This window comes from Ureibacillus endophyticus (genome assembly GCF_003628435.1).
Classification (GTDB): domain Bacteria; phylum Bacillota; class Bacilli; order Bacillales_A; family Planococcaceae; genus Ureibacillus; species Ureibacillus endophyticus.
This window is the reverse complement of sequence record NZ_RBZN01000014.1, coordinates 15,717-38,911: the sequence shown is the minus strand read 5'-3', so window position 1 is coordinate 38,911 and position 23,195 is coordinate 15,717. Positions and strand designations below refer to the sequence as shown.

The following is a 23,195-nucleotide window of genomic DNA, read 5'->3' as shown; positions in this document are numbered from 1 at the left end:
CAACTTATCTTCCTTCGTTTAAGATGACAAAATAAAAAGGTAGGTGACGATTTTGTCATCTACCAAGTAATTTTCCATATTCATTTTCAGTAGGGAAAACTAAAGTAAACATTGTACCTTCATCTCTTTTAGAATGAACTGTAATTTGAATACCTAGCTTTTGCGCAGCGTTTTTGGCAAGATATAGACCCATGCCTGTTGATTGCACAGACTCACGTCCAATTGTACCAGTATAGGATTTATGAAAGATACGTGGTAAGTCTTCTTGTAGTATACCAACACCATAGTCTTGAAAATGAAGCAAAAGGTGTCCAGTATCATCTACTGATGTGAAAATATCGATATTTTCATTCTGATGACTATACTTTATCGCATTGGATAAAATCTGGCGTACTATAAAGGCTAACCATTTTTTATCGGTTGTAACTTCTTCTTCTAACTCTTCAACTTGAAAACCTATCCCTTTTTCCATACACCATGAATGAAACTCTCGAATCTCTTTATATACAATAGTGCGTAATGTCACCTTTTCTAATCGATTATCTTTTTCTATAAAAGCTAACCTCGTATTATGTAATTGTTGATCCAATAATAAGTGAATTCGCATCCATTCGTTTTCAAGTTTCTTTCGTAAACTTGTATCTTCTATTTGTTCAACCACTAACTTCATAGCTGTTAATGGTGTCTTCATTTCATGGACCCATGCTAATAAATCCTCTGAGTCCTCCTGAAGTTGAACTTTTGATTGATTTAATAAAAATTCTTTTTCTTCTAAAATAGATAACATTTCCTCTAAATATCTTTTTTGAAATGGTGAGAATCCAACATTTTCAGACAGGAGATCATATCTGTTCGACAAATTTCCCAGGAAATTTGTCAACTGATGTACTTCTTTTATATACCGCCAAAATAGGAACAAAACTGTAACAGATATGGTCAAGATATTAAAATAGCCTAAAGATATTCTAGAAAAGCCATAATCCAAGTAAAATAAAAGATTTATACATACCAGCAAGCCTACTATAAATAGTATCCATGTAATTCTTTCTCTTATAAATAATAAGAACATATGTCACCTCTATAATGTGATTGCCATATACCCTAGCCCCTTCTTAGTGACAATAACATTTTTCATTCCAATCTCTTCAAGCTTTTGTCTAAGTCGATTTACATTCACAGACAAAGTATTATCATTCACAAAGCGTTCATCATCCCATAACTTACGCATTAATTCATCCCTGGAAACAATTTTATCTATATGCTGTAAAAGTATTCGCAATATAAATAATTCGTTTTTTGTTAATTCACATGATTTATCATTATACATGATAACACCTTTAGTATAGTCGACAGTGGCCCCGTTCCATCTTGTTATTTCACTTTGCTCCTCAACATAATCATAAGTTCTACGGAGAATAGCTTGTACCTTCGCTAAAAGAACTTCCATGTGAAAAGGCTTTTGTATGAAATCATCCGCCCCCATTTGCATCGCCATTACCATATCCATCGGGTGATCACGCGAAGACAAGAAAATAATTGGCACCTTCGAAATTTCTCTAATTTCCCTACACCAATGAAAACCATCATATGCGGGAAGCTGTATATCTATAATGACTAATTGCGGCTTTATTTCTATAAAGGAGTCCATAACTTTATGAAAATCTAAAGGCCCTTCTACTGTTAAGTTCCACCCATTAAAACGTTCTTTTATCATTTCAAAAATAGAACTATCATCTTCAATTAAAAATATTTTCAAATTGCTCATTCCCTTCATAGAGATATGAATCTTCCTATAAAATCCAATTTTATTATACTATACTGTTTCAGATTCATCATAAAGGAAGGTTTTTATCCCGATACATCATTTTAAATGTATAATAGATTGAAAGAGTACTAACCAACGAGTGAGTCAATTATGTCGTAAAGGAGTTGCATCTTTTGGATATACGTCAGATTGAATACTTTTCGGAAGTTGCTAAACATTTAAGCTTCACAAAAGCCGCTTCAACTTTACATGTTTCACAGCCTTCTATCAGTAAGGCTATTCAAAATTTAGAAGCTGAACTGGGTGTCCCTTTATTTTATCGTTCTTCAAAACAATTAGAATTAACCGATGCTGGACGGGCAGTATTAGTAAATGCACAACATGTACTTGAGGCATTTAAAAATTTACGTTCAGAGTTAACAGATATAATGGAATTAAAAAAAGGACAAATTCGGATTGGTATCCCACCAATCGTAGGTTCCGAATTCTTTTCAAAATTGGTGAGCCAATATAAAGAGCAGTACCCTTATATCGAGCTTATCTTAACAGAGGTTGGCTCAAAAAAAATCCGTGCGGGTGTTGAAGCGGGTGAATTAGATATCGGGCTTATCTGTAATTTAAGTGTGGCAAATGAAAATTTAGAAGCAATCGGGATACTAAAAGATCCATTAATGCTAATTGTACATCGGGATCATCCACTGGCTAATCGCCCTTCTGTTCACTTAACTGAATTGGAGAAGGAATCCTTTATTATTTATCGGAATGATTTTACATTGTATGACCGAATTATAGATGAATGTTCGAAAAGCGGATTTTTCCCAACAATTGCATGTGAAACTTCACAAAAAGACTTAATCATAGAAATGGTTGCCGCAAAGCTTGGCATTGCGCTATTACCAAAAAGAATTTGTGAAAAAATACAATACGATACTATTGTGTCGGTACCTTTTAAGGAAGAAAAAATCTTCTTAGAGCTCGGAATGACGTGGAAGAAAAATAAATATCTATCCTTTGCTGTAAAGGAATTTATAAATTTAGCTCATGATTTTATTAAGCAGTAAGAGGCGTCTGAAAAGAGCGATTGAGCGTTTTTTTACGATTGTCGCTATCGGCTATCGTCACATATAAATTGCATTTAAGAAGGGCTATGTTAAAATTCAAATGAAATTTTAACATAGCCCTTTAATTTTATCTAATTAGTTTGCAACTACTGTACCATACTTTGCTTTTGCTTCTAAACGTTTTTTGTGTAAAATTGGCTCTGTATAACCATTTGGCTGTTCATAGCCTTTGAATACTAAGTCACATGCTGCTTGGAATGCAACTGACTCTTCAAAGTTTGGCGCCATTGGACGGTATTCAGGATCATCTGCATTTTGCCCATCAACCACTTTTGCCATGCGTTTCATTGTCTCTAATACTTGCTCTTTAGTACAAATACCATGGTGTAACCAGTTTGCAACGTGTTGACTTGAAATTCGTAACGTTGCACGATCTTCCATTAGACCAATATTGTTAATATCAGGTACTTTTGAACAACCTACTCCTTGTTCAACCCAACGAACAACATATCCTAATATACCTTGAGAATTGTTGTCTAACTCTTGTTGGATTTCTTCAGGACTCCAGTTTGTAGTAGGTGATACTGGGAATTGTAAAATTGCATCTTGGAAATCTTCTGAGCTAGATAATCCTTTTTGAACATCTTTAACATTTAATTGGTGATAATGTGTTGCATGTAATGTTGCTGCTGTAGGTGATGGTACCCAGGCTGTATTTGCACCTGCTTGTAAGTGACCAATTTTTTGATTTAACATTTCTGCCATTAAATCTGGCATTGCCCACATACCTTTACCAATTTGAGCACGACCTTGTAATCCACAGTCAAGACCAACTGTTACATTTGATTTCTCATATGATTGTAACCAAATAGAAGTTTTCATTTCATTTTTACGAATCATAGGTCCAGCTTCCATAGATGTATGGATTTCATCACCTGTACGATCTAAGAATCCAGTGTTGATGAATACTACACGGTCTTTAACTTCTTTAATACATGCTTTTAAGTTTAAAGATGTGCGACGTTCTTCATCCATTACACCAATTTTTAAAGTGAAGCGTTCTAAACCTAGTAAATCTTCGACACGTTCAAATAGTTTATTAGCAAATGCAACTTCTTTTGATCCATGCATTTTCGGCTTTACAATGTAAATTGAACCTTTTTGAGAGTTTTTATATTTCCCTGAACCTAAAATGTCGTGTTTTGCAATTAAGCTAGTAAACACACCATCTAAAATACCCTCTGGAACTTCGTCACCATTTTTATCTAGAATTGCGCTATTTGTCATTAAGTGACCTACGTTTCGAACAAACATTAATGAACGTCCTGGAAGTGTAATTGTTTCACCATTTAATCCTGTGTATGTACGATCAGGATTTAACGTACGTGTCATTGTTTTTGAGCCTTTTTCAAACGTTGCGGATAAATCACCTTTCATTAAACCTAACCAGTTGCTATATACTAGTACTTTATCTTCCGCATCAACAGCAGCAACAGAATCCTCACAGTCCATAATCGTTGTAATAGCAGATTCAAGTACGATATCTTTAATACCCGCAGCATCTGTTTTTCCAACTGGATGCTCACGATTAAATTGAATTTCAATGTGAAGGTCATTATTTTTAAATAATAAAACAGTTGGTTCTTCAAGTGAACCTTGGTAACCTACTAATTTTTGCTCATCAACTAGACCTGTAGATTCTCCATTTGCTAAAGTAGCCACTAGTTTATTATCAATAATTGAATATTTCACAATATCAATATGAGATGCATTCTTTAATGTAATTGCTTCATCTAATAGTTGTTTAGATTTAGTAATAACTTTTTCACCACGAACTGGGTTGTAGCCTTTACCGATAGTAGCACCGTCTTCTTCACTAATTGCATCTGTGCCATAAAGTGCATCATATAAACTTCCCCAACGTGCATTTGCAGCATTAATTGCATAGCGCCCATTATTTACAGGTACAACTAATTGTGGACCCGCTTGTACGGCAATTTCATCATCCACGTTCTCTGTCGAAATTTTAAAGTCTTCTACTTTTGGCTCAAGGTATCCAATTTCTTGTAAGAAAGTTTTATAATTATCAAAATTAAAGTTTTCTTTATTTTCTTTGTGCCAGTTATTGATTGCTTCTTGTATTTCATCACGTTTTTCTAACAACGCTTTATTTTCAGGTGTTAAGTCATGGATTAGCTGATCAAGTCCATTCCAAAACTGTTCCTGCTCTACTTTACTACCTGGTAATGCTTGATTATTAATAAAATCATATAGAACTGAAGCTACTTTAAGATTCCCCACTTGAATGTAATTTGTCATGAACATATCCCCCAATATATACAAGATTCAAGAAAGAGGTCATTTCCTCTAACTTTGCTTAGTCATAATTATAATAGGAAGACGGTACATAAATGAAATACATATTTTGAATATTCATTATTCTCTTTAGCTATAGTATAGAAACGATAGAAGAAAATTGAACAAAAAAAAACATCCTACAGGCGTCCCCATAGGATGTTTGTATTAGCAATAAGCTAAAATTATTTTTGGATAGAAGATACTACTCCAGCTCCAACAGTACGTCCACCCTCACGGATAGAGAATTTTGTACCTTCTTCAAGAGCGATTGGAGAAATTAATTCTACGTTCATTTCAATGTTGTCGCCAGGCATAACCATTTCTACGCCTTCTGGTAAGTTGATAACACCAGTTACGTCAGTTGTACGGAAGTAGAACTGAGGACGGTAGTTAGAGAAGAATGGAGTATGACGTCCACCTTCTTCTTTTGATAATACGTAAACTTCAGCTTTGAAAGTAGTGTGTGGAGTGATTGAGCCTGGTTTAGCTAATACTTGTCCACGTTGTACTTCTTCACGTGAAATACCACGAAGTAAAGCACCGATGTTGTCACCAGCTTCAGCATAGTCTAATAATTTACGGAACATTTCAACACCAGTTACAGTTGTTGATTTTGGCTCGTCAACGATACCAACGATCTCAACAACGTCACCAACTTTAACTTGACCGCGTTCTACACGACCAGTTGCAACTGTACCACGACCAGTGATAGAGAATACGTCCTCTACTGGCATCATGAATGGTTTGTCAGTTTGACGTTCTGGAGTTGGGATGTAGTTATCTACAGCGTCCATTAATTCAACGATTTTTTCTTCCCATTCTGGTTCACCTTCAAGAGCTTTTAAAGCAGAACCTTTGATTACAGGAACATCGTCACCTGGGAAATCGTATTCAGAAAGTAAATCACGTACTTCCATTTCTACTAATTCTAATAATTCTTCGTCATCAACCATATCACATTTGTTTAAGAATACTACTAAGTAAGGTACACCTACTTGACGTGATAATAAGATGTGCTCACGAGTTTGTGGCATTGGGCCGTCAGCAGCAGATACTACTAAGATACCGCCGTCCATTTGAGCAGCACCAGTGATCATGTTTTTAACATAGTCAGCATGTCCTGGGCAGTCAACGTGTGCATAGTGACGAGTAGCAGTTTCATATTCTACGTGAGAAGTGTTGATAGTGATTCCACGCTCTTTTTCTTCTGGAGCGTTATCGATATCAGCGTATGATTTTGCTTCCCCACCCATTTTTTTAGAAAGAACTGTAGCGATAGCAGCAGTTAAAGTAGTTTTACCATGGTCAACGTGTCCAATTGTACCAACGTTAGCATGCGTTTTCGAACGGTCAAATTTTTCTTTAGCCATTAGAGTTAGCCTCCTAAATATGTGTTTATTATTTTTTTTAGAATTTTTATATGTTATAACTGCTGGCTGGAGGGCCCTTCACAGCCAGTCAATCATAGCTTACAAATTATTTATACTTGAAGCAAGATGAAATTTCAATTATTCACCTTTATTTTTTTTGATGATATCATCTGCAATTGATTTTGGAACTTCTTCATAGTGATCGAATACCATTGAGAATACACCACGACCTTGTGTAGCAGAACGTAATGTAGTTGCATATCCGAACATTTCAGAAAGTGGAACCATTGCACGAACAACTTGTGCGTTACCACGAGCTTCCATACCTTCTACACGACCACGGCGAGAAGTGATGTTACCCATGATATCTCCAAGATATTCTTCAGGAATTACTACTTCTACTTTCATTACTGGTTCTAAAAGAACAGGGTTACATTTAGAAGCTGCAGCTTTTAATGCCATAGAAGCAGCGATTTTGAACGCCATTTCGTTTGAGTCAACATCATGGTAAGAACCATCGAATAATTTCGCTTTGATGTCGATTAATGGGTAACCAGCAACTACACCGCGATCAAGCGCGTCACGAAGTCCTGCTTCAACAGCTGGAATATATTCACGTGGTACTACCCCACCAACGATTGCGTTTTCAAATTCGAAACCTTTACCTTCTTCGTTTGGAGAGAATTCGATCCAAACGTCACCGTATTGACCACGACCACCAGATTGGCGAGTGAATTTACCTTGAACTTGTGCAGAGCTACGGAATGTTTCACGGTAAGAAACTTGTGGAGCACCTACATTACATTCAACTTTAAATTCACGTTTCATACGGTCAACTAGGATATCAAGGTGAAGTTCACCCATACCTGAGATGATTGTTTGACCAGTTTCTTGGTCTGTATGAGCGCGGAATGTTGGGTCTTCTTCTTGTAATTTTGCAAGAGCTTGTCCCATTTTGTCTTGGTCCGCTTTTGATTTTGGTTCTACAGATAAAGAGATAACTGGCTCTGGGAATTCCATAGACTCTAAAATAACGAAGTCTTTTTCGTCACAAAGAGTGTCACCAGTAGTAGTATCTTTAAGACCTACAGCAGCAGCAATATCACCAGCGAATACTTTTGAAATTTCTTCACGAGAGTTTGCGTGCATTTGTAGGATACGACCTATACGTTCACGTTTACCTTTTGTAGAGTTTTGTACGTATGAACCTGATTCTAAAATACCAGAGTACACACGGAAGAATGTTAATTTACCAACATAAGGGTCAGTCATAACTTTGAATGCAAGCGCTGCGAATGGCTCGTCATCGCTAGCATGTTTTTCAACTTCTTCACCAGAGTCATTAACACCTTTAATAGCTGGGATGTCAGTTGGTGCTGGTAAGTAGTCGATTACTGCATCAAGCATTAATTGAACACCTTTGTTTTTGAATGCAGTACCACAAATAACTGGGTAGAATTGAACTGATAGAGTAGCTTTACGGATACCAGCTTTTAATTCTTCGATAGTGATTTCTTCACCAGCAAAGTATTTCTCCATTAATTCTTCATCTAATTCAGCAACTGCTTCAACTAACTTTTCACGGTATTCTTCAGCTTGTGCTTTATATTCTTCTGGAATTTCACGTTCTTGGATATCAGTACCAAGGTCGTTTCCGTAGAAGATAGCTTTCATTTCAACTAAATCGATAATTGCTTCGAATTGATCTTCAGCACCGATTGGTAATTGAATTGGGTGTGCATTCGCTTGTAAACGGTCATGTAGAGTTCCTACAGAATATAAGAAATCTGCACCGATTTTATCCATTTTGTTAACAAATACGATACGTGGAACACCATAAGTTGTAGCTTGGCGCCATACAGTTTCAGTTTGTGGCTCAACACCAGATTGAGCATCAAGTACTGTTACTGCTCCGTCAAGTACACGTAATGAACGTTCAACCTCTACTGTGAAGTCTACGTGTCCTGGTGTGTCGATGATATTTACGCGATGACCTTTCCATTGAGCTGTTGTCGCAGCAGAAGTGATAGTGATACCACGTTCTTGTTCTTGCTCCATCCAGTCCATTTGAGAGGCACCTTCGTGAGTTTCACCGATTTTGTGAATCTTACCAGTGTAATAAAGGATACGCTCAGTTGTTGTTGTTTTACCAGCATCAATATGAGCCATGATCCCAATATTACGTGTATTCTCTAATGAGAATTCGCGTTTCATAGGAAATTTTCTCCTTCCATATTGGGTATAGACTAGTGTTGAAATATATATTTAAACCTACGTACTAGCTTGCCGCTAGCACGTAGTTTAAATTACCAACGATAGTGTGCAAATGCTTTGTTTGCTTCGGCCATTTTGTGCATATCTTCACGTTTCTTAACTGAAGCACCTGTATTGTTAGAAGCATCTAGGATTTCGTTAGCTAAACGCTCTTCCATAGTTTTTTCACCACGAAGACGAGAATAATTAACTAAATAACGAAGACCTAAAGTAATACGACGTTCTGGACGAACTTCAACCGGTACTTGGTAGTTAGAACCACCAACACGACGAGCGCGTACTTCAAGAACAGGCATTACATTATTTAATGCAGCTTCGAATACTTCTAAAGGTTCTTTACCAGAACGTTCTTTAACTAATTCGAACGCACCGTATAAAATCTTTTCAGAAGTACCTCTTTTACCATCAATCATCATTTTATTGATTAAACGAGTTACTAGTTTTGAATTATAAATTGGATCTGGTAACACGTCACGTTTGGAAACAGGACCTTTACGAGGCATGTGTTTTCCTCCTTTCAGAAATATTAACCATTTTAAGTAGTACTAAGTTGCTAAATGAATGTTTCAATTCTTTTTGAATGGTTGCGCGCATTAAGATCTCCACTCAAAATTCTTTGATTGTTCTATAGCTTCTTGCTTTTAATTATTTTTTCTCTTTAGGACGTTTTGTACCGTATAAAGAACGTGATTGCATACGGCCGTTTACACCAGCAGTATCAAGAGCACCACGTACGATATGGTAACGTACCCCTGGTAAGTCTTTTACACGTCCACCGCGGATTAATACTACGCTGTGTTCTTGTAAGTTGTGACCTTCACCAGGAATGTAAGCTGTAACTTCGATTTGGTTAGTTAAGCGTACACGAGCGTATTTACGTAACGCTGAGTTTGGTTTCTTAGGTGTCATTGTACCTACACGAGTACAAACTCCACGTTTTTGTGGGGAATTAACATTTGTTAAAGATTTTTTAAAGCTGTTATATCCCTTGTTTAACGCAGGTGAATTTGATTTCGTTACTTTGGATTTACGAGGCTTACGTACCAATTGGTTAATTGTAGGCATCGGTTTTTCCTCCCTTCATTTATTCCTTGTTAATACCACACATCCAGGTGGTTCATTTTTAGGGTAAAAACAAAGTCTTTGTGTTTACCACACAAAAACTAACTTGCAGCGATTGCAACAATCGCAGCACCAACATGAATACCACAAGCTTTGCCAAGTTCTTTTTTAGACTCAACGAGACTCACTGGTACGCCGACTTCTTTTGCAAGAACAATCACTGGATCGGTTACCCAATTGTCTGCATCAAGTGCAACAAAAAGCTCTTTCACTTGACCAGCACGAATTGCTTTCACTGCTTGCTTTGTACCTATGATTGTTTTACTAGCCTGTTTAACTTTATCATAAGACATTTTCATATCCTCCGAAGTACAGACAGTTAACTATCAACCTTAAGTATATTAACACTATCAATTTAAACTGTCAAATATTTTTTATGAATTTCCTCGAGAGATTTAAAAATCTCCCGAGAAAATTATTAATTGTTTATTCTACTGAAGCAAAATCTTCACTTAGATCCATTGGGTCTTCTTCAATTTGAATTTGACGATAACGTTGCATACCAGTACCAGCAGGAACTAGTTTACCGATAATTACGTTCTCTTTCAGACCTAATAGCTCATCGCGTTTACCTTTAATAGCGGCATCCGTTAACACACGAGTTGTTTCTTGGAATGATGCAGCAGATAAGAACGATTCAGTTTCAAGAGAAGCTTTTGTAATACCAAGGATAACAGGGCGACAAGTTGCAGGGATTTTCCCATTAACAATTGCTTCTTTGTTCGCTTCTGTAAATTGATGGATATCAAGTAATGAACCTGGTAATAACTCAGTATCACCTGCTTCAATTACACGTACTTTACGTAACATTTGGCGTACCATTACTTCGATATGTTTATCGCCAATTTCTACCCCTTGCATACGGTATACTTTTTGTACTTCTTTTAATAAGTACTCTTGAACAGTAGCTACGTCTTTTACTTTCAATAATTGTTTTGGATCGATAGAACCTTCAGTTAGAATTTGACCAGGTTTAATCGTATCACCTAATTGTACTTTTAAGCGTGCATTGTATGGCGCTTGGTACTTACGTGTTTCAATTTCACCTTGAATCGTTAATTCTTTTAATCCTTCTCGAATTTCCTCTATTTCAGAAACTACCCCTGAAATTTCAGAGATAACCGCTTGCCCTTTTGGATTACGCGCTTCGAAAATCTCTTGGATACGTGGAAGACCTTGTGTAATATCGTTACCAGCAACCCCACCAGTATGGAACGTACGCATTGTTAATTGCGTTCCTGGTTCACCGATAGATTGTGCAGCAATAATACCAACAGCTTCCCCTACTTCAACCTCTTCACCTGTTGCTAAGTTAATACCATAACATTTTTTACATACACCATGTTTTGTATTACATGTGAAGGCAGAACGAATCGTCACTTCAGTGATGCCTGCATTTTCGATTACACGTGCAGCATCTTGAGTGATTAAGTCATCACGGTTAAGAATTACTTCACCAGTCTCTGGATGACGAATTGTTTTCTTCGTATGACGACCAACAATACGCTCTTCTAGAGTTTCGATAACTTCTGTTCCTTCCATTAAAGCACCAATAGTTAAACCACGATCTGTTCCACAATCGTCTTCACGTACAATAACATCTTGTGCAACGTCTACTAAACGACGTGTTAAGTAACCAGAGTCGGCAGTTTTTAAGGCTGTATCAGCTAAACCTTTACGAGCACCGTGAGTAGAGATGAAGTACTCTAATACCGTTAAACCTTCACGGAAGGAAGATTTAATTGGAAGTTCGATAATACGACCAGCTGGGTTGGCCATTAACCCACGCATACCTGCTAACTGAGTAAAGTTTGATGCGTTACCACGGGCACCAGAGTCACTCATCATGAAGATTGGGTTTGTATCTGGTAGAGAGTCCATCAGTTTACCTTGAATTTCATCTTTTGCCGCAGACCAGCTTGAAATTACACGGTCATAACGTTCTTCTTCCGTAATTAAACCACGGCGGAATTGAACCATTACTTTATCTACTTTTTTCTGTGCTTCTTCTAGAATTTCAGTTTTCTCAGGTAATACCACGATGTCAGAAATCGCTACTGTAATACCAGCTTTTGTAGAGTATTTGAAACCTAGATCTTTCATTCGGTCAAGCATTTTTGAAGTTTCAGTAATGTGGAATCGTTTGAATACTTCTGCGATGATTTGACCTAAGAATTTTTTACGGAATGGGCTAATTGGTTTTACGTTTTCAAAGTGTTTTCTTAACACTGCTTGACGTTGTAACTCAATTTTTTCGCTTTCATCCGCGTTTTTATATTCATCTAATTGTTCTAGTTCTTGTAATGTTTCTTCATCGATTGTTAACGATGCGAAATATTTTTCTGGTGTTTCTTTTTCTAAGTTTGTTGAAGTAGGTTCATTAATGAATGGGAATGATTCTGGTAAAATTTCATTGAAAATTACCTTACCTACTGTAGTTAATAAGAACTTATTATTTTGTTCTTCAGTAAACGTTGGGTTATTTAATGAACTTGCTTTAATTGCAATACGAGTGTGTAAATGCACTTTCCCGTTTTGATATGCAATTAATACTTCATTTGGTCCGTAGAAGATAGAACCTTCACCACGGGCACCCGCACGTTCTAAAGTTAGATAATAGTTTCCTAAAACCATATCTTGAGATGGTGTAACTACTGGTTTACCATCTTTCGGGTTAAGGATATTTTGTGCCGCTAACATAAGTAGACGAGCTTCCGCTTGTGCTTCAGCAGATAATGGAACATGGACCGCCATTTGGTCACCATCGAAGTCAGCGTTATAAGCTGTACATACAAGTGGGTGTAGACGAATCGCACGACCTTCTACTAATGTTGGTTCGAAAGCTTGGATACCAAGACGGTGTAATGTCGGTGCACGGTTTAGTAAAACTGGGTGCTCACGAATTACATCCTCTAATACGTCCCAAACCTCATTGTGTAAACGTTCAATTTTACGTTTTGCAGATTTAATGTTGTGTGCTAAGCCACGCTCAACTAGTTCTTTCATTACAAATGGTTTGAATAACTCAATTGCCATTTCTTTTGGAAGACCACATTGATACATTTTTAAGTTTGGACCTACTACGATAACCGAACGACCAGAGTAGTCTACACGTTTACCAAGTAAGTTTTGACGGAAACGACCTTGTTTCCCTTTTAACATATGTGATAACGATTTTAATGGACGGTTACCAGGACCAGTAACAGGACGACCACGACGACCATTGTCGATTAGTGCGTCAACTGCTTCTTGTAACATACGTTTTTCGTTTTGTACGATGATGCTTGGTGCACCAAGGTCTAGTAAACGTTTTAAACGGTTATTACGGTTAATAACACGACGATATAAATCGTTTAAGTCAGAAGTTGCAAAACGTCCACCATCTAATTGCACCATTGGACGAAGCTCTGGTGGAATTACAGGTAGTACATCTAAAATCATCCATTCTGGTTTGTTTCCAGAGTTACGGAATGATTCAATTACTTCTAATCGCTTAATTGCACGTGTACGGCGTTGACCTTGTGCAGTTTTAAGCTCTTCTTTTAAAGCAACTGTTTCTTCTTCTAAATCAATTTGTTCTAGAAGTTTTTTAATTGCTTCTGCACCCATTGATGCTTCGAAGCCATTTCCGAATTTTTCACGGTATGCACGATATTCTTTTTCAGAAAGTAATTGTTTCTTTTCTAGTGAAGATTCACCAGCGTCGATTACAACATAAGATGCAAAGTAAATTACTTCTTCTAAAGCACGTGGAGACATATCAAGGATTAATCCCATACGACTAGGAATACCTTTGAAGTACCAAATATGTGATACAGGAGCAGCTAGTTCAATATGGCCCATACGTTCACGACGAACTTTTGCGCGTGTTACCTCAACGCCACAACGGTCACAAACTACGCCTTTATAACGAACACGTTTGTATTTACCGCAGTGACATTCCCAGTCTTTTGTTGGTCCAAAGATACGTTCACAGAACAAACCATCTTTTTCTGGTTTTAATGTACGATAGTTAATTGTTTCAGGTTTTTTTACTTCTCCATATGACCAAGAACGAATTTTATCTGGTGAAGCTAAACCAATTTTCATATATTCAAATTCATTAACGTCTATCAAGGAGCCTACCTCCCTTTAGTATAAGTCCTTTAACGACTTTCCGAAGCTCAACAATTAATTGTTTTATTTAAAAAGGGCAGGCAGTATATTACTCCTGCCCTACTAACCGATTATTCAGCCGTTTCTACAGCGTCTTCTTCTTTAGGTAAAATATTTAATGCATCAGTTGGTTGAAGTTCATCTTCATCATCAAGATCACGAAGTTCGACTTCTTCATCATTGATTGTAAGCATCTTCACATCTAAACCTAGAGATTGAAGTTCCTTAATTAATACTTTGAATGACTCAGGAACACCTGGTTCTGGTACACTTTCACCTTTAACAATTGCTTCATACGTTTTAACACGTCCAACAACATCGTCAGATTTAATTGTTAAAATTTCTTGTAATGTATAAGCGGCACCATATGCCTCAAGTGCCCAAACCTCCATCTCACCGAAACGTTGACCACCAAATTGAGCTTTACCTCCAAGTGGTTGTTGCGTAACTAATGAGTATGGTCCAGTTGAACGAGCATGAAGTTTATCGTCAACCATGTGAGCAAGTTTAATCATGTACATGACACCTACAGAAACACGGTTGTCGAATGGTTCACCAGAGCGACCATCATAAAGAATTGTTTTACCATCACGGTTCATACCCGCTTCTTCCATCGTTTCCCAAACATCTTCTTCGTTCGCACCATCAAATACTGGTGTAGCCATATGAACACCTAAATATCGAGCTGCCATACCTAAATGAAGCTCTAATACTTGTCCGATATTCATACGAGATGGTACGCCTAGTGGGTTTAACATGATGTCTACAGGTGTTCCGTCTGGCATAAATGGCATATCTTCTTCAGGTAAAATACGTGAGATTACCCCTTTGTTACCGTGACGTCCGGCCATTTTGTCCCCAACGCGGATTTTACGTTTTTGAACAATATAAACACGAACTAATTGGTTAACACCTGGTGGTAATTCATCGCCATCTTCACGATTGAATACTTTAACATCAAGAACGATACCGCCAGCTCCATGAGGTACACGTAACGAAGTATCACGAACTTCACGAGCTTTTTCACCGAAGATTGCATGTAATAAGCGTTCTTCAGCAGTAAGTTCAGTTACCCCTTTAGGAGTTACTTTACCTACTAAAATATCGCCATCACGCACTTCAGCACCGATACGGATAATACCGCGATCATCTAGGTTACGAAGAGCATCTTCCCCAACGTTTGGAATGTCGCGAGTGATTTCTTCAGGCCCTAGTTTTGTATCACGAGATTCTGATTCATATTCTTCAATATGAACTGAAGTATAAACATCATCTTTTACAAGACGTTCGTTCATAATAACGGCATCTTCATAGTTGAAACCTTCCCAAGTCATGAAGGCAACTAATACGTTACGACCTAAAGCAAGTTCGCCTTTTTCCATTGAAGGACCATCAGCTAAAATGTCTTTTGGTTTTACGCGATCGCCAACTTTAACGATTGGACGTTGGTTGATTGAAGTACCGTGGTTTGAACGAGTGAATTTTTGAAGTTTGTATTTCACTAATTCACCTTTTACTTCTTTACCATCAATCTCTTCGATACGACGAACATGAATAGAACGAGCTTCAACATGTTCAACAATACCGTGATGTTTATTAACTACAGCAGCACCTGAATCACGTGCATCTACGTGTTCCATACCAGTACCAACGAATGGTGCTTCAGGGTTTAATAAAGGAACCGCTTGACGTTGCATGTTCGCTCCCATTAGGGCACGGTTAGAGTCATCGTTTTCTAAGAATGGAATACATGCAGTAGCGGCAGATACTACTTGCTTAGGTGATACGTCCATGTAGTCCACACGTTCTCTTTTGAAAACAGTGTTGTCACCACGGAAACGACCTAATACTTCTTCGTTCGCAAACGTACCATCAGGATTTAATGGTGAGTTTGCTTGTGCAACAATGTAGTTATCCTCTTCGTCAGCAGTTAAGTAATCAATTTGATCAGTTACACGACCTGTTTCAGGGTCTACCTTACGATAAGGCGTTTCAATGAAACCAAATTTGTTTACTTTTGCATAAGATGATAACGAGTTAATTAAACCGATGTTTGGACCCTCAGGAGTCTCGATTGGACACATACGACCATAGTGAGAGTAGTGAACGTCACGTACTTCCATACCAGCACGTTCACGAGTTAAACCACCAGGCCCTAATGCAGAAAGTCGGCGTTTATGCGTTAATTCTGCTAATGGGTTTGTTTGGTCCATGAATTGCGATAATTGAGAGCTACCAAAGAACTCTTTAATTGATGCAATTACAGGTCGGATGTTAATTAATTGTTGAGGAACGATTGAAGCTGTGTCGTTAATAGACATACGTTCACGAACTACACGTTCCATACGAGATAAACCAATACGGAATTGGTTTTGTAATAATTCCCCAACAGAACGTAAGCGACGATTTCCTAAATGGTCAATATCATCCGTATTTCCTACGCCATATAATAAGTTGAAGAAGTATGACATTGAAGCAATTACATCAGCAGGAGTAATATTTTTCACTTCTTCATCAATATAAGCGTTTGAAATTACGTTGATTTCTTTTTGCGCTTCATCATTTGGAGCATAAATTTTAATTGATTGAATCGTTACATCATCTTCTAATACTCCACCTACTTGAGATAAAGTACGGAATCCGATGCCATTCTCTAAATAAGGAATGATACGGTCTAATGTACGACGATCTAACGTTGTACCTTTCTCAACTACAATTTCTCCAGTTTCAGGATCAACAAGTGTCTCTGCAATCGTTTGGTTAAATAAACGATTTTTAATATGAAGCTTTTTATTCATTTTGTAACGTCCAACGTTTGCTAAATCATAACGTTTAGCATCGAAGAAACGTGAATATAATAAGCTCTTAGCACTTTCTACTGTAGGTGGTTCACCTGGACGTAGACGTTCGTAGATTTCTAATAATGCTTTTTCAGTGCTGTCAGTATTATCTTTTTCAAGGGTATTACGTAAGTACTCGTTATCACCAAGAATATCGATAATTTCTGCATCTGAACCGAAACCTAATGCACGTAAAAGTACTGTTACAGGTAATTTACGTGTGCGGTCAATACGTACATAAACGACATCTTTCGCATCTGTTTCGTACTCTAACCAAGCACCACGGTTTGGAATTACTGTTGCACCAAAGCCTTTTTTACCGTTTTTATCTGTTTTATCATGGAAGTAAACGCTCGGTGAACGAACTAATTGCGAAACGATAACGCGTTCGGCACCATTGATTACGAACGTACCTGTTTCTGTCATCAATGGGAAATCACCCATGAAGACATCTTGTTCTTTTACTTCGTCTGTTTCTTTGTTATGAAGACGTACTTTTACACGTAATGGTGCAGCATAAGTAACGTCACGTTCTTTACATTCATCGACATCATATTTAGGCTCACCTAATGTATAATCGATGAATTCAAGAGATAGATTACCTGTAAAATCTTCGATTGGAGAAATGTCACGGAACATCTCTCTCAATCCTTCTTCAAGGAACCACTCGTAAGATGCTGTCTGAATTTCAATTAAATTCGGAAGCTCCAGCACCTCTTTAATACGCGCAAAGCTTCTACGCTGGCGGTGTTGTCCGTACTGAACTAGTTGACCTACCAACTCATTCACCCCTCATTAAAGCGATTATAGGTCTTTGCAAAACCAACTAAATAGTGTATGATTTCGAAAGACAAAAAGAAAACGAGTCTTTTCTTAGACGTCATTTTCGGTTAAACTTAACTTATTCATGGCAAGTATACCCACTGAAATGGCGTTGCATACAAAAGGGCAAACTCCCACAAAATAATATTTTTGCATTTTATTATGTTATCATAGCCGATTTGTCAAGTCAATAATTTATACATTCCATTATTTTTTGGCACGTATAATCCAATATCCCTTTTTCTTCTCAACTACTTCAACTTCTGCAAATTTTTCTTCTAAATGAACTACCGATGATGGCGCCCCTTGTTTCTTTTGAATTACAACCCACAATTCTCCACCTTGTGCTAATTTCTCATAAGCACCATCATAAATCTTAAAAACAGTATCTTTTCCTGCTCGGATTGGCGGATTTGTTAAAATTGCAGCGACTTGTAAATCATTCTCTACTTCAGCTAACCCATCACTTTCAAAAATTCGTACATTTTGAATTCCGTTTAATTGAGCATTCTTTTTCGCTAATGAAACTGCACGCTCATTAATATCCATCATATAAACAGTACGTTCTGGGTTGTCTTTAGCAATTGATAAACCAATTGGTCCATATCCGCAACCAACATCCAGTATTGCACCATTTAAATCAGGCAACTCAAAAGTTTCTATTAACACACGGGATCCAAAATCTACTTCGCTTTTACTAAACACTCCTGTATCCGTTTCAAATAAAAACGAATACCCTCGTAATGTAAATTTCCATTGGCGTGGTTTACTTTCAGTTTGAGGCTTCTTTGAATAATAATGTTCAGACATCTACGTGCCCTCCTCAAAGAAATGAAGAAAGCCCGTCAAAATAGACGAGCTTTCTTTATTTATTGAAAATAAGGTAAGAAAGAAATTATTTAACTTCTACTGAAGCGCCAACTTCTTCAAGTTTAGCTTTAATTTCTTCTGCTTCTTCTTTAGAAACGCCTTCTTTAAGTGGTTTTGGAGCGTTGTCTACTACTTCTTTAGCTTCTTTTAAGCCAAGACCAGTAAGTTCACGTACTACTTTGATAACTTTGATTTTTTGGTCACCAGCAGATGCTAGTACTACGTCAAATTCAGTTTTTTCTTCAGCAGCAGCTGCACCAGCGCCACCTACTACTGCTACAGGAGCAGCAGCTGTTACACCAAACTCTTCTTCGATTGCTTTTACTAAATCGTTTAATTCAAGAACTGTCATAGCTTTGATAGCTTCTAAGATTTGCTCTTTGTTCATTTTATTTTCCTCCTATATGGATGTTAGTTTTATTTTAGGCTATACGGCCAATTTGTGTTTTGAAGTCAGGCTTGTAATTACGCACCTTGTTCTTCTTTTTGTTCTGCAACAGCTTTTGTTGCAAGTGCGAAGTTGCGCACTGGAGCTTGAAGTACTGATAAAAGCATTGATAGTAAACCTTCGCGTGATGGAAGTTCTGCAAGTGCTTTAACATCATTAGCAGAAGATACGTTACCTTCAATGATACCAGCTTTAATTTCAAGCGCTTCGTTCTTTTTAGCGAACTCGTTGATAACTTTCGCTGGAGCTACTACGTCTTCTTTTGAGAACGCAACAGCATTTGGACCAGTTAAGAATTCGTTAATTCCTTCTACGCCAGCAATTTCTGCAGCACGGCGAGTTAAAGTGTTTTTGTATACTTTGAACTCAACACCAGCTTCACGTAGTTGTTTACGAAGTTCTGTAACTTGAGCAACAGTTAAACCACGGTAATCCACAACTACTACAGAAGCAGCAGATTGGAATTTCTCAGCGATTTCTTGTACTTGAACTTTTTTAGTTTCAATTGCACTAACGCTCATGTTTGACACCTCCTGATAGAATGGGTCATTTATACCGACAAAAGAAAAGCCTCTAGCCATAAAAGTAGACTAGAGGCTGGAAAATTCATCATCTAATAAGAATCCGATTTCGATGTCCTCGGTAGGATAATTAAGTACTATAATTAGCACCCCTACTGTCTACGGTACAAATGGATATTCACAACGTCATACATCATATCAAGGATATATGACGTTGTCAACAGTTTTATATTATATATTTATTATTTAACGCTAGCAACATCAATTTTCACTGATGGTCCCATTGTAGTTGTAACGTTAACTGATTTCATGTAAGTACCTTTAGCAGCTGCTGGTTTAGCTTTTTGAACAACTTCAAATACTGCTTTGAAGTTTTCAACTAATTTTTCGTCTTCGAAAGAAACTTTACCGATAGGAGCGTGGATGATACCAGCTTTATCAGCACGGTATTCTACTTTACCAGCTTTGATTTCTTCGATAGCTTTAGTTACATCGAAAGTTACAGTACCAGTTTTAGGGTTTGGCATTAAACCTTTAGGTCCTAATACACGACCAAGTTTACCAACTTCACCCATCATGTCTGGAGTAGCAACGATTACATCAAATTCGAACCAACCTTGTTGGATTTTGTTGATGTACTCTGCATCACCAACATAGTCTGCGCCTGCAGCTTCTGCTTCTTTAAGTTTTTCACCTTTTGCGAATACTAACACGCGTTGAGTTTTACCAGTACCGTTTGGAAGTACTACTGCACCACGGATTTGTTGGTCGTTTTTACGAGTGTCAATACCAAGTCTGAAAGCAACTTCAACTGTAGCATCGAAGTTAACTGTGCTTGTTTTTTTCGCTAAAGCGATTGCTTCTTCAGCTGTATATACTTTTGAACGGTCTACTAATTTTGCTGCCTCTTGCAGCTTTTTACCTTTTTTAGCCATTATAATTTCCTCCTTGATTGTGGTTATAGCGGATATTCCTCCCACGAATAGAGGTTGCGAGTCCCTAGGAACATACCGCAACCTCCAAAAACAAAAGCCTTCATCATCAAGTAAAATGGGAATTAGTCTTCGATAACAATACCCATGCTTCGTGCTGTACCTTCAACCATCGCCATAGCCGCTTCAACTGATGCAGCGTTTAGGTCTGGCATTTTTTGTTCAGCGATTTCGCGAACTTTATCACGTTTAACCGTTGCAACTTTTTTACGGTTTGGTTCACCTGATCCAGATTGGATACCTGCTGCTACTTTAAGTAACACTGCTGCAGGTGGAGTTTTTGTAATGAAAGTAAATGAACGGTCTTCGAAAACTGTGATTTCAACTGGAATGATTAAACCAGCTTGATCAGCAGTACGAGCGTTGAACTCTTTACAGAATCCCATGATGTTAACACCGGCTTGACCTAGTGCAGGACCAACTGGTGGTGCTGGGTTAGCTTTACCAGCAGGGATTTGAAGTTTTACAATTTTAATAACTTTTTTAGCCACGAGACACACCTCCTTAAGTCCGTGATGTGGTAATTGGGTTGCCCCTCCCACTCAATATCTGTCTGTCAGCTAATTGCTGATAACATTAAAAAATTAATTAATATAAGACAAACTATCTTTTGACAGTCTGACCTAGGAAATGATACCACTTTTAATTTAGTTGCGCAAGTATAAATATCAATCAAATATACTTACGGGTATTTTCCGTCTCTATTATCCCTATTACCAATAGAGTTTTAACATGGTTTAGAACTAAATTTTTTGGATTTGTTCAAAATCCAATTCCATTTTTGTTTCACGACCAAACATATCTACAATAACTTTTACTTTACCTTTATCAGCGTCTACTTCTTCAACTTTACCTTGGAAATGAGCAAATGGTCCATCTAATACTTCAACCACTTCTCCAACTGTAATATCTAACTCACCAACAGCTTTTTTATCGATACCCATTTGACGTAATAAACGTTCAACTTCCTCAGGTAATAATGGAGTAGGCTTTGCTCCACCACCAGAAGATCCAATAAATCCTGTTACACCAGGTGTATTTCGAACAACGTACCAAGATTCATCTGTTAAAATCATTTCCACTAAAACATAACCTGGAAATACTTTGCGCATTACTGTACGTTTTTTTCCATCTTTTAAATCTGTTTCTTCATGTTCTGGAACAATAACACGGAAAATGTTATCTTGCATTCCCATTGTTTCAACACGTTTTTCAAGATTTGCTTTAACGCGGTTTTCATACCCTGAATAAGTATGAACTACATACCATCTCTTCTCCATATTGTCACCGGACTAATAACGTCCGTCCCTCCTCACTAATCACTTGTGCGCTGGCGAAAATGAATTTAATAATACGATTATCACAAATTAATAAAAATAAACAAATGAAAAAAACCCGTAGAGTAAAAGACGGGCTATTTTCAAAAAGTATTAACATTTCTTAATTACGAATCCAAGTATAAACGGAATAGTTCTGAAATGCCTAAGTCAACTAGCACAAAAAATATTGCCATAAATATAACTGTCGTTACAACAACTACAGTATATTTTGTTAGTTCTTTACTTTTTGGCCAGCTTGTCTTTCTCATTTCTGACATTACGTTTGACAGAAACCCTTTAATCTTGCCCATTATAGCTTAACCTCCGAACAAATCATCTATTCTATGTTCCAACTAAAACTATTAGTAAAATTATCTAGTTTGCTTATGCACTGTGTGTTCGTTACAATGGGAACAAAACTTTTTCAATTCAAGACGACTAGTTTCATTTGCTCTAGCAGGAACCGAATAGTTTCGGGATCCACATTTTTCACAGCATAAAACAATTTTTTTAGACATATATGAAAATTCACCTATTTCGGCTTTTTATCTTCTAAAGACTAACACCTAAAGAAGATGATGTCAACAAGCTTAATATATACGAGATTAACTTATTTCTCCAAATGCCAGATGACGTTCAAGTTTACGTTTTACACGTTGAAGGGCATTATCAATCGATTTGACATGACGGTTAAGTTCCTCTGAAATTTCATTATAAGATTGTCCATCCAAATATAAAGCAAGCACTTGTTGTTCTAGTTCACTTAATATTTCTCCAATTTTCTCCTCTAAATGAGAGTATTCCTCGCGATTAATCATTAAATATTCTGGGTCTTCCGATTCAGAGCTTGTAATGATATCCATTAATGTGCGATCGGATTCTTCATCATAAATTGGTTTATCAAGAGATACATAGGAATTAAGCGGTATATGTTTTTGACGTGTTGCTGTTTTAATAGCGGTAATGATTTGACGTGTGATGCACAGCTCCGCAAATGCACGAAATGAAGATAGTTTATCACCCTTAAAATCTCTTATCGCTTTATATAAACCTATCATTCCTTCTTGAACAATATCTTCCTTATCTGCACCAATTAAAAAGTAAGAGCGTGCTTTCGCTTTGACAAACATTCGATATTTCGTTATTAAATAATCTAACGCTTCTGTATTACCTTGATGTACTTGTTCGACCAGTTGTTCATCTGCAAAATCCTCAAAACGTTGTAACACCTGTGTTTGATTACTACTTAGCAACGTTCTCACCCCAGTAACGTTCTAT

20 protein-coding genes and 1 other annotated feature are annotated in these 23,195 nt (G+C 37.2%); of the genes, 1 reads left to right on the top strand and 19 read right to left on the bottom strand.

Annotated elements, in window-relative coordinates; all coding sequences use genetic code 11:
* Positions 1 to 55: 55 nt before the first annotated feature.
* Both D8M03_RS07620 and D8M03_RS07615 read right to left on the bottom strand, forming a co-directional pair.
* Positions 56 to 880 (bottom strand): sensor histidine kinase, encoded by an 825-nt coding sequence (locus tag D8M03_RS07620; protein ID WP_245987505.1) that lies wholly within the window; start codon positions 878 to 880, stop codon positions 56 to 58.
* A gap of 198 nt (positions 881 to 1,078) precedes the next feature.
* Positions 1,079 to 1,756 carry a response regulator transcription factor gene (locus D8M03_RS07615; protein ID WP_121214222.1) on the bottom strand — a complete coding sequence of 226 codons (678 nt, stop codon included), beginning with the start codon at positions 1,754 to 1,756 and terminating at the stop codon, positions 1,079 to 1,081.
* A 182-nt stretch (positions 1,757 to 1,938) separates the two neighbouring features.
* Between D8M03_RS07615 and D8M03_RS07610 the strand changes: the two genes are divergently transcribed.
* Positions 1,939 to 2,826, top strand: a complete 888-nt coding sequence (locus tag D8M03_RS07610) for a LysR family transcriptional regulator (RefSeq protein ID WP_121214184.1) — start codon at positions 1,939 to 1,941, stop codon at positions 2,824 to 2,826.
* A gap of 135 nt (positions 2,827 to 2,961) precedes the next feature.
* On the opposite strand, the gene D8M03_RS07605 is transcribed toward D8M03_RS07610, so the two are convergent.
* From D8M03_RS07605 to sigH, 17 genes are all read right to left on the bottom strand, one after another.
* Complete coding sequence (locus D8M03_RS07605; RefSeq protein WP_121214183.1) at positions 2,962 to 5,145, bottom strand: malate synthase G; 2,184 nt, start codon at positions 5,143 to 5,145, stop codon at positions 2,962 to 2,964.
* Between the two features lie 221 nt (positions 5,146 to 5,366).
* On the bottom strand, positions 5,367 to 6,554 hold the full coding sequence (gene tuf, locus D8M03_RS07600; RefSeq protein WP_121214182.1) for an elongation factor Tu: 1,188 nt from the start codon (positions 6,552 to 6,554) through the stop codon (positions 5,367 to 5,369).
* A gap of 138 nt (positions 6,555 to 6,692) precedes the next feature.
* The gene (fusA, locus tag D8M03_RS07595; RefSeq protein WP_121214181.1) at positions 6,693 to 8,768 is read right to left on the bottom strand and encodes an elongation factor G; all 2,076 of its coding nucleotides are present in this window, start codon (positions 8,766 to 8,768) and stop codon (positions 6,693 to 6,695) included.
* 92 nt (positions 8,769 to 8,860) lie between these two features.
* Positions 8,861 to 9,331, bottom strand: coding sequence for a 30S ribosomal protein S7 (gene rpsG / locus D8M03_RS07590; RefSeq protein WP_097073465.1), 471 nt, complete (start codon positions 9,329 to 9,331; stop codon positions 8,861 to 8,863).
* A 142-nt stretch (positions 9,332 to 9,473) separates the two neighbouring features.
* On the bottom strand, positions 9,474 to 9,893 hold the full coding sequence (gene rpsL, locus D8M03_RS07585) for a 30S ribosomal protein S12 (RefSeq protein ID WP_121214180.1): 420 nt from the start codon (positions 9,891 to 9,893) through the stop codon (positions 9,474 to 9,476).
* Between the two features lie 98 nt (positions 9,894 to 9,991).
* Positions 9,992 to 10,243: a 50S ribosomal protein L7ae-like protein gene (locus D8M03_RS07580; RefSeq protein WP_121214179.1), complete on the bottom strand. Its 252-nt coding sequence runs from the start codon at positions 10,241 to 10,243 to the stop codon at positions 9,992 to 9,994.
* 133 nt (positions 10,244 to 10,376) lie between these two features.
* Positions 10,377 to 14,066 carry a DNA-directed RNA polymerase subunit beta' gene (rpoC, locus tag D8M03_RS07575; protein ID WP_121214178.1) on the bottom strand — a complete coding sequence of 1,230 codons (3,690 nt, stop codon included), beginning with the start codon at positions 14,064 to 14,066 and terminating at the stop codon, positions 10,377 to 10,379.
* A 110-nt stretch (positions 14,067 to 14,176) separates the two neighbouring features.
* Positions 14,177 to 17,734 (bottom strand): DNA-directed RNA polymerase subunit beta, encoded by a 3,558-nt coding sequence (gene rpoB / locus D8M03_RS07570; protein ID WP_211330878.1) that lies wholly within the window; start codon positions 17,732 to 17,734, stop codon positions 14,177 to 14,179.
* Positions 17,735 to 17,974: 240 nt separating this feature from the next.
* On the bottom strand, positions 17,975 to 18,577 hold the full coding sequence (locus D8M03_RS07565) for a class I SAM-dependent methyltransferase (RefSeq protein ID WP_121214176.1): 603 nt from the start codon (positions 18,575 to 18,577) through the stop codon (positions 17,975 to 17,977).
* Positions 18,578 to 18,662: 85 nt separating this feature from the next.
* Complete coding sequence (rplL, locus tag D8M03_RS07560) at positions 18,663 to 19,025, bottom strand: 50S ribosomal protein L7/L12 (RefSeq protein ID WP_121214175.1); 363 nt, start codon at positions 19,023 to 19,025, stop codon at positions 18,663 to 18,665.
* Positions 19,026 to 19,102: 77 nt separating this feature from the next.
* Positions 19,103 to 19,606, bottom strand: a complete 504-nt coding sequence (gene rplJ / locus D8M03_RS07555) for a 50S ribosomal protein L10 (protein WP_121214174.1) — start codon at positions 19,604 to 19,606, stop codon at positions 19,103 to 19,105.
* 33 nt (positions 19,607 to 19,639) lie between these two features.
* Positions 19,640 to 19,789 (bottom strand) — a sequence feature (ribosomal protein L10 leader region).
* Between the two features lie 59 nt (positions 19,790 to 19,848).
* Entirely contained in the window at positions 19,849 to 20,541 is a 693-nt protein-coding gene (gene rplA / locus D8M03_RS07550; RefSeq protein WP_121214173.1) for a 50S ribosomal protein L1, read from the bottom strand.
* Positions 20,542 to 20,663: 122 nt separating this feature from the next.
* Positions 20,664 to 21,089 carry a 50S ribosomal protein L11 gene (gene rplK, locus D8M03_RS07545; protein ID WP_141396955.1) on the bottom strand — a complete coding sequence of 142 codons (426 nt, stop codon included), beginning with the start codon at positions 21,087 to 21,089 and terminating at the stop codon, positions 20,664 to 20,666.
* A gap of 252 nt (positions 21,090 to 21,341) precedes the next feature.
* Complete coding sequence (gene nusG / locus D8M03_RS07540) at positions 21,342 to 21,878, bottom strand: transcription termination/antitermination protein NusG (RefSeq protein ID WP_121214172.1); 537 nt, start codon at positions 21,876 to 21,878, stop codon at positions 21,342 to 21,344.
* A 164-nt stretch (positions 21,879 to 22,042) separates the two neighbouring features.
* Positions 22,043 to 22,228, bottom strand: a complete 186-nt coding sequence (secE, locus tag D8M03_RS07535) for a preprotein translocase subunit SecE (RefSeq protein ID WP_121214171.1) — start codon at positions 22,226 to 22,228, stop codon at positions 22,043 to 22,045.
* Positions 22,229 to 22,288: 60 nt separating this feature from the next.
* Positions 22,289 to 22,435: a 50S ribosomal protein L33 gene (gene rpmG / locus D8M03_RS07530; RefSeq protein ID WP_121214170.1), complete on the bottom strand. Its 147-nt coding sequence runs from the start codon at positions 22,433 to 22,435 to the stop codon at positions 22,289 to 22,291.
* An 87-nt stretch (positions 22,436 to 22,522) separates the two neighbouring features.
* Positions 22,523 to 23,170, bottom strand: a complete 648-nt coding sequence (gene sigH, locus D8M03_RS07525; RefSeq protein ID WP_121214169.1) for an RNA polymerase sporulation sigma factor SigH — start codon at positions 23,168 to 23,170, stop codon at positions 22,523 to 22,525.
* Positions 23,171 to 23,195 lie beyond the last annotated feature (25 nt).

Excerpts from the sequence above, each read along its gene's own strand:
- D8M03_RS07605 (WP_121214183.1), bottom strand. The coding sequence starts at position 5,145 with ATGACAAATTACATTCAAGTGGGGAATCTTAAAGTAGCTTCAGTTCTA.
- tuf (WP_121214182.1), bottom strand. The coding sequence starts at position 6,554 with ATGGCTAAAGAAAAATTTGACCGTTCGAAAACGCATGCTAACGTTGGT.
- fusA (WP_121214181.1), bottom strand. The coding sequence starts at position 8,768 with ATGAAACGCGAATTCTCATTAGAGAATACACGTAATATTGGGATCATG.
- rpsG (WP_097073465.1), bottom strand. The coding sequence starts at position 9,331 with ATGCCTCGTAAAGGTCCTGTTTCCAAACGTGACGTGTTACCAGATCCA.
- rpsL (WP_121214180.1), bottom strand. The coding sequence starts at position 9,893 with ATGCCTACAATTAACCAATTGGTACGTAAGCCTCGTAAATCCAAAGTA.
- D8M03_RS07580 (WP_121214179.1), bottom strand. The coding sequence starts at position 10,243 with ATGTCTTATGATAAAGTTAAACAGGCTAGTAAAACAATCATAGGTACA.
- D8M03_RS07565 (WP_121214176.1), bottom strand. The coding sequence starts at position 18,577 with ATGTCTGAACATTATTATTCAAAGAAGCCTCAAACTGAAAGTAAACCA.
- rplL (WP_121214175.1), bottom strand. The coding sequence starts at position 19,025 with ATGAACAAAGAGCAAATCTTAGAAGCTATCAAAGCTATGACAGTTCTT.
- rplJ (WP_121214174.1), bottom strand. The coding sequence starts at position 19,606 with ATGAGCGTTAGTGCAATTGAAACTAAAAAAGTTCAAGTACAAGAAATC.
- rplA (WP_121214173.1), bottom strand. The coding sequence starts at position 20,541 with ATGGCTAAAAAAGGTAAAAAGCTGCAAGAGGCAGCAAAATTAGTAGAC.
- nusG (WP_121214172.1), bottom strand. The coding sequence starts at position 21,878 with ATGGAGAAGAGATGGTATGTAGTTCATACTTATTCAGGGTATGAAAAC.
- secE (WP_121214171.1), bottom strand. The coding sequence starts at position 22,228 with ATGGGCAAGATTAAAGGGTTTCTGTCAAACGTAATGTCAGAAATGAGA.
- rpmG (WP_121214170.1), bottom strand. The coding sequence starts at position 22,435 with ATGTCTAAAAAAATTGTTTTATGCTGTGAAAAATGTGGATCCCGAAAC.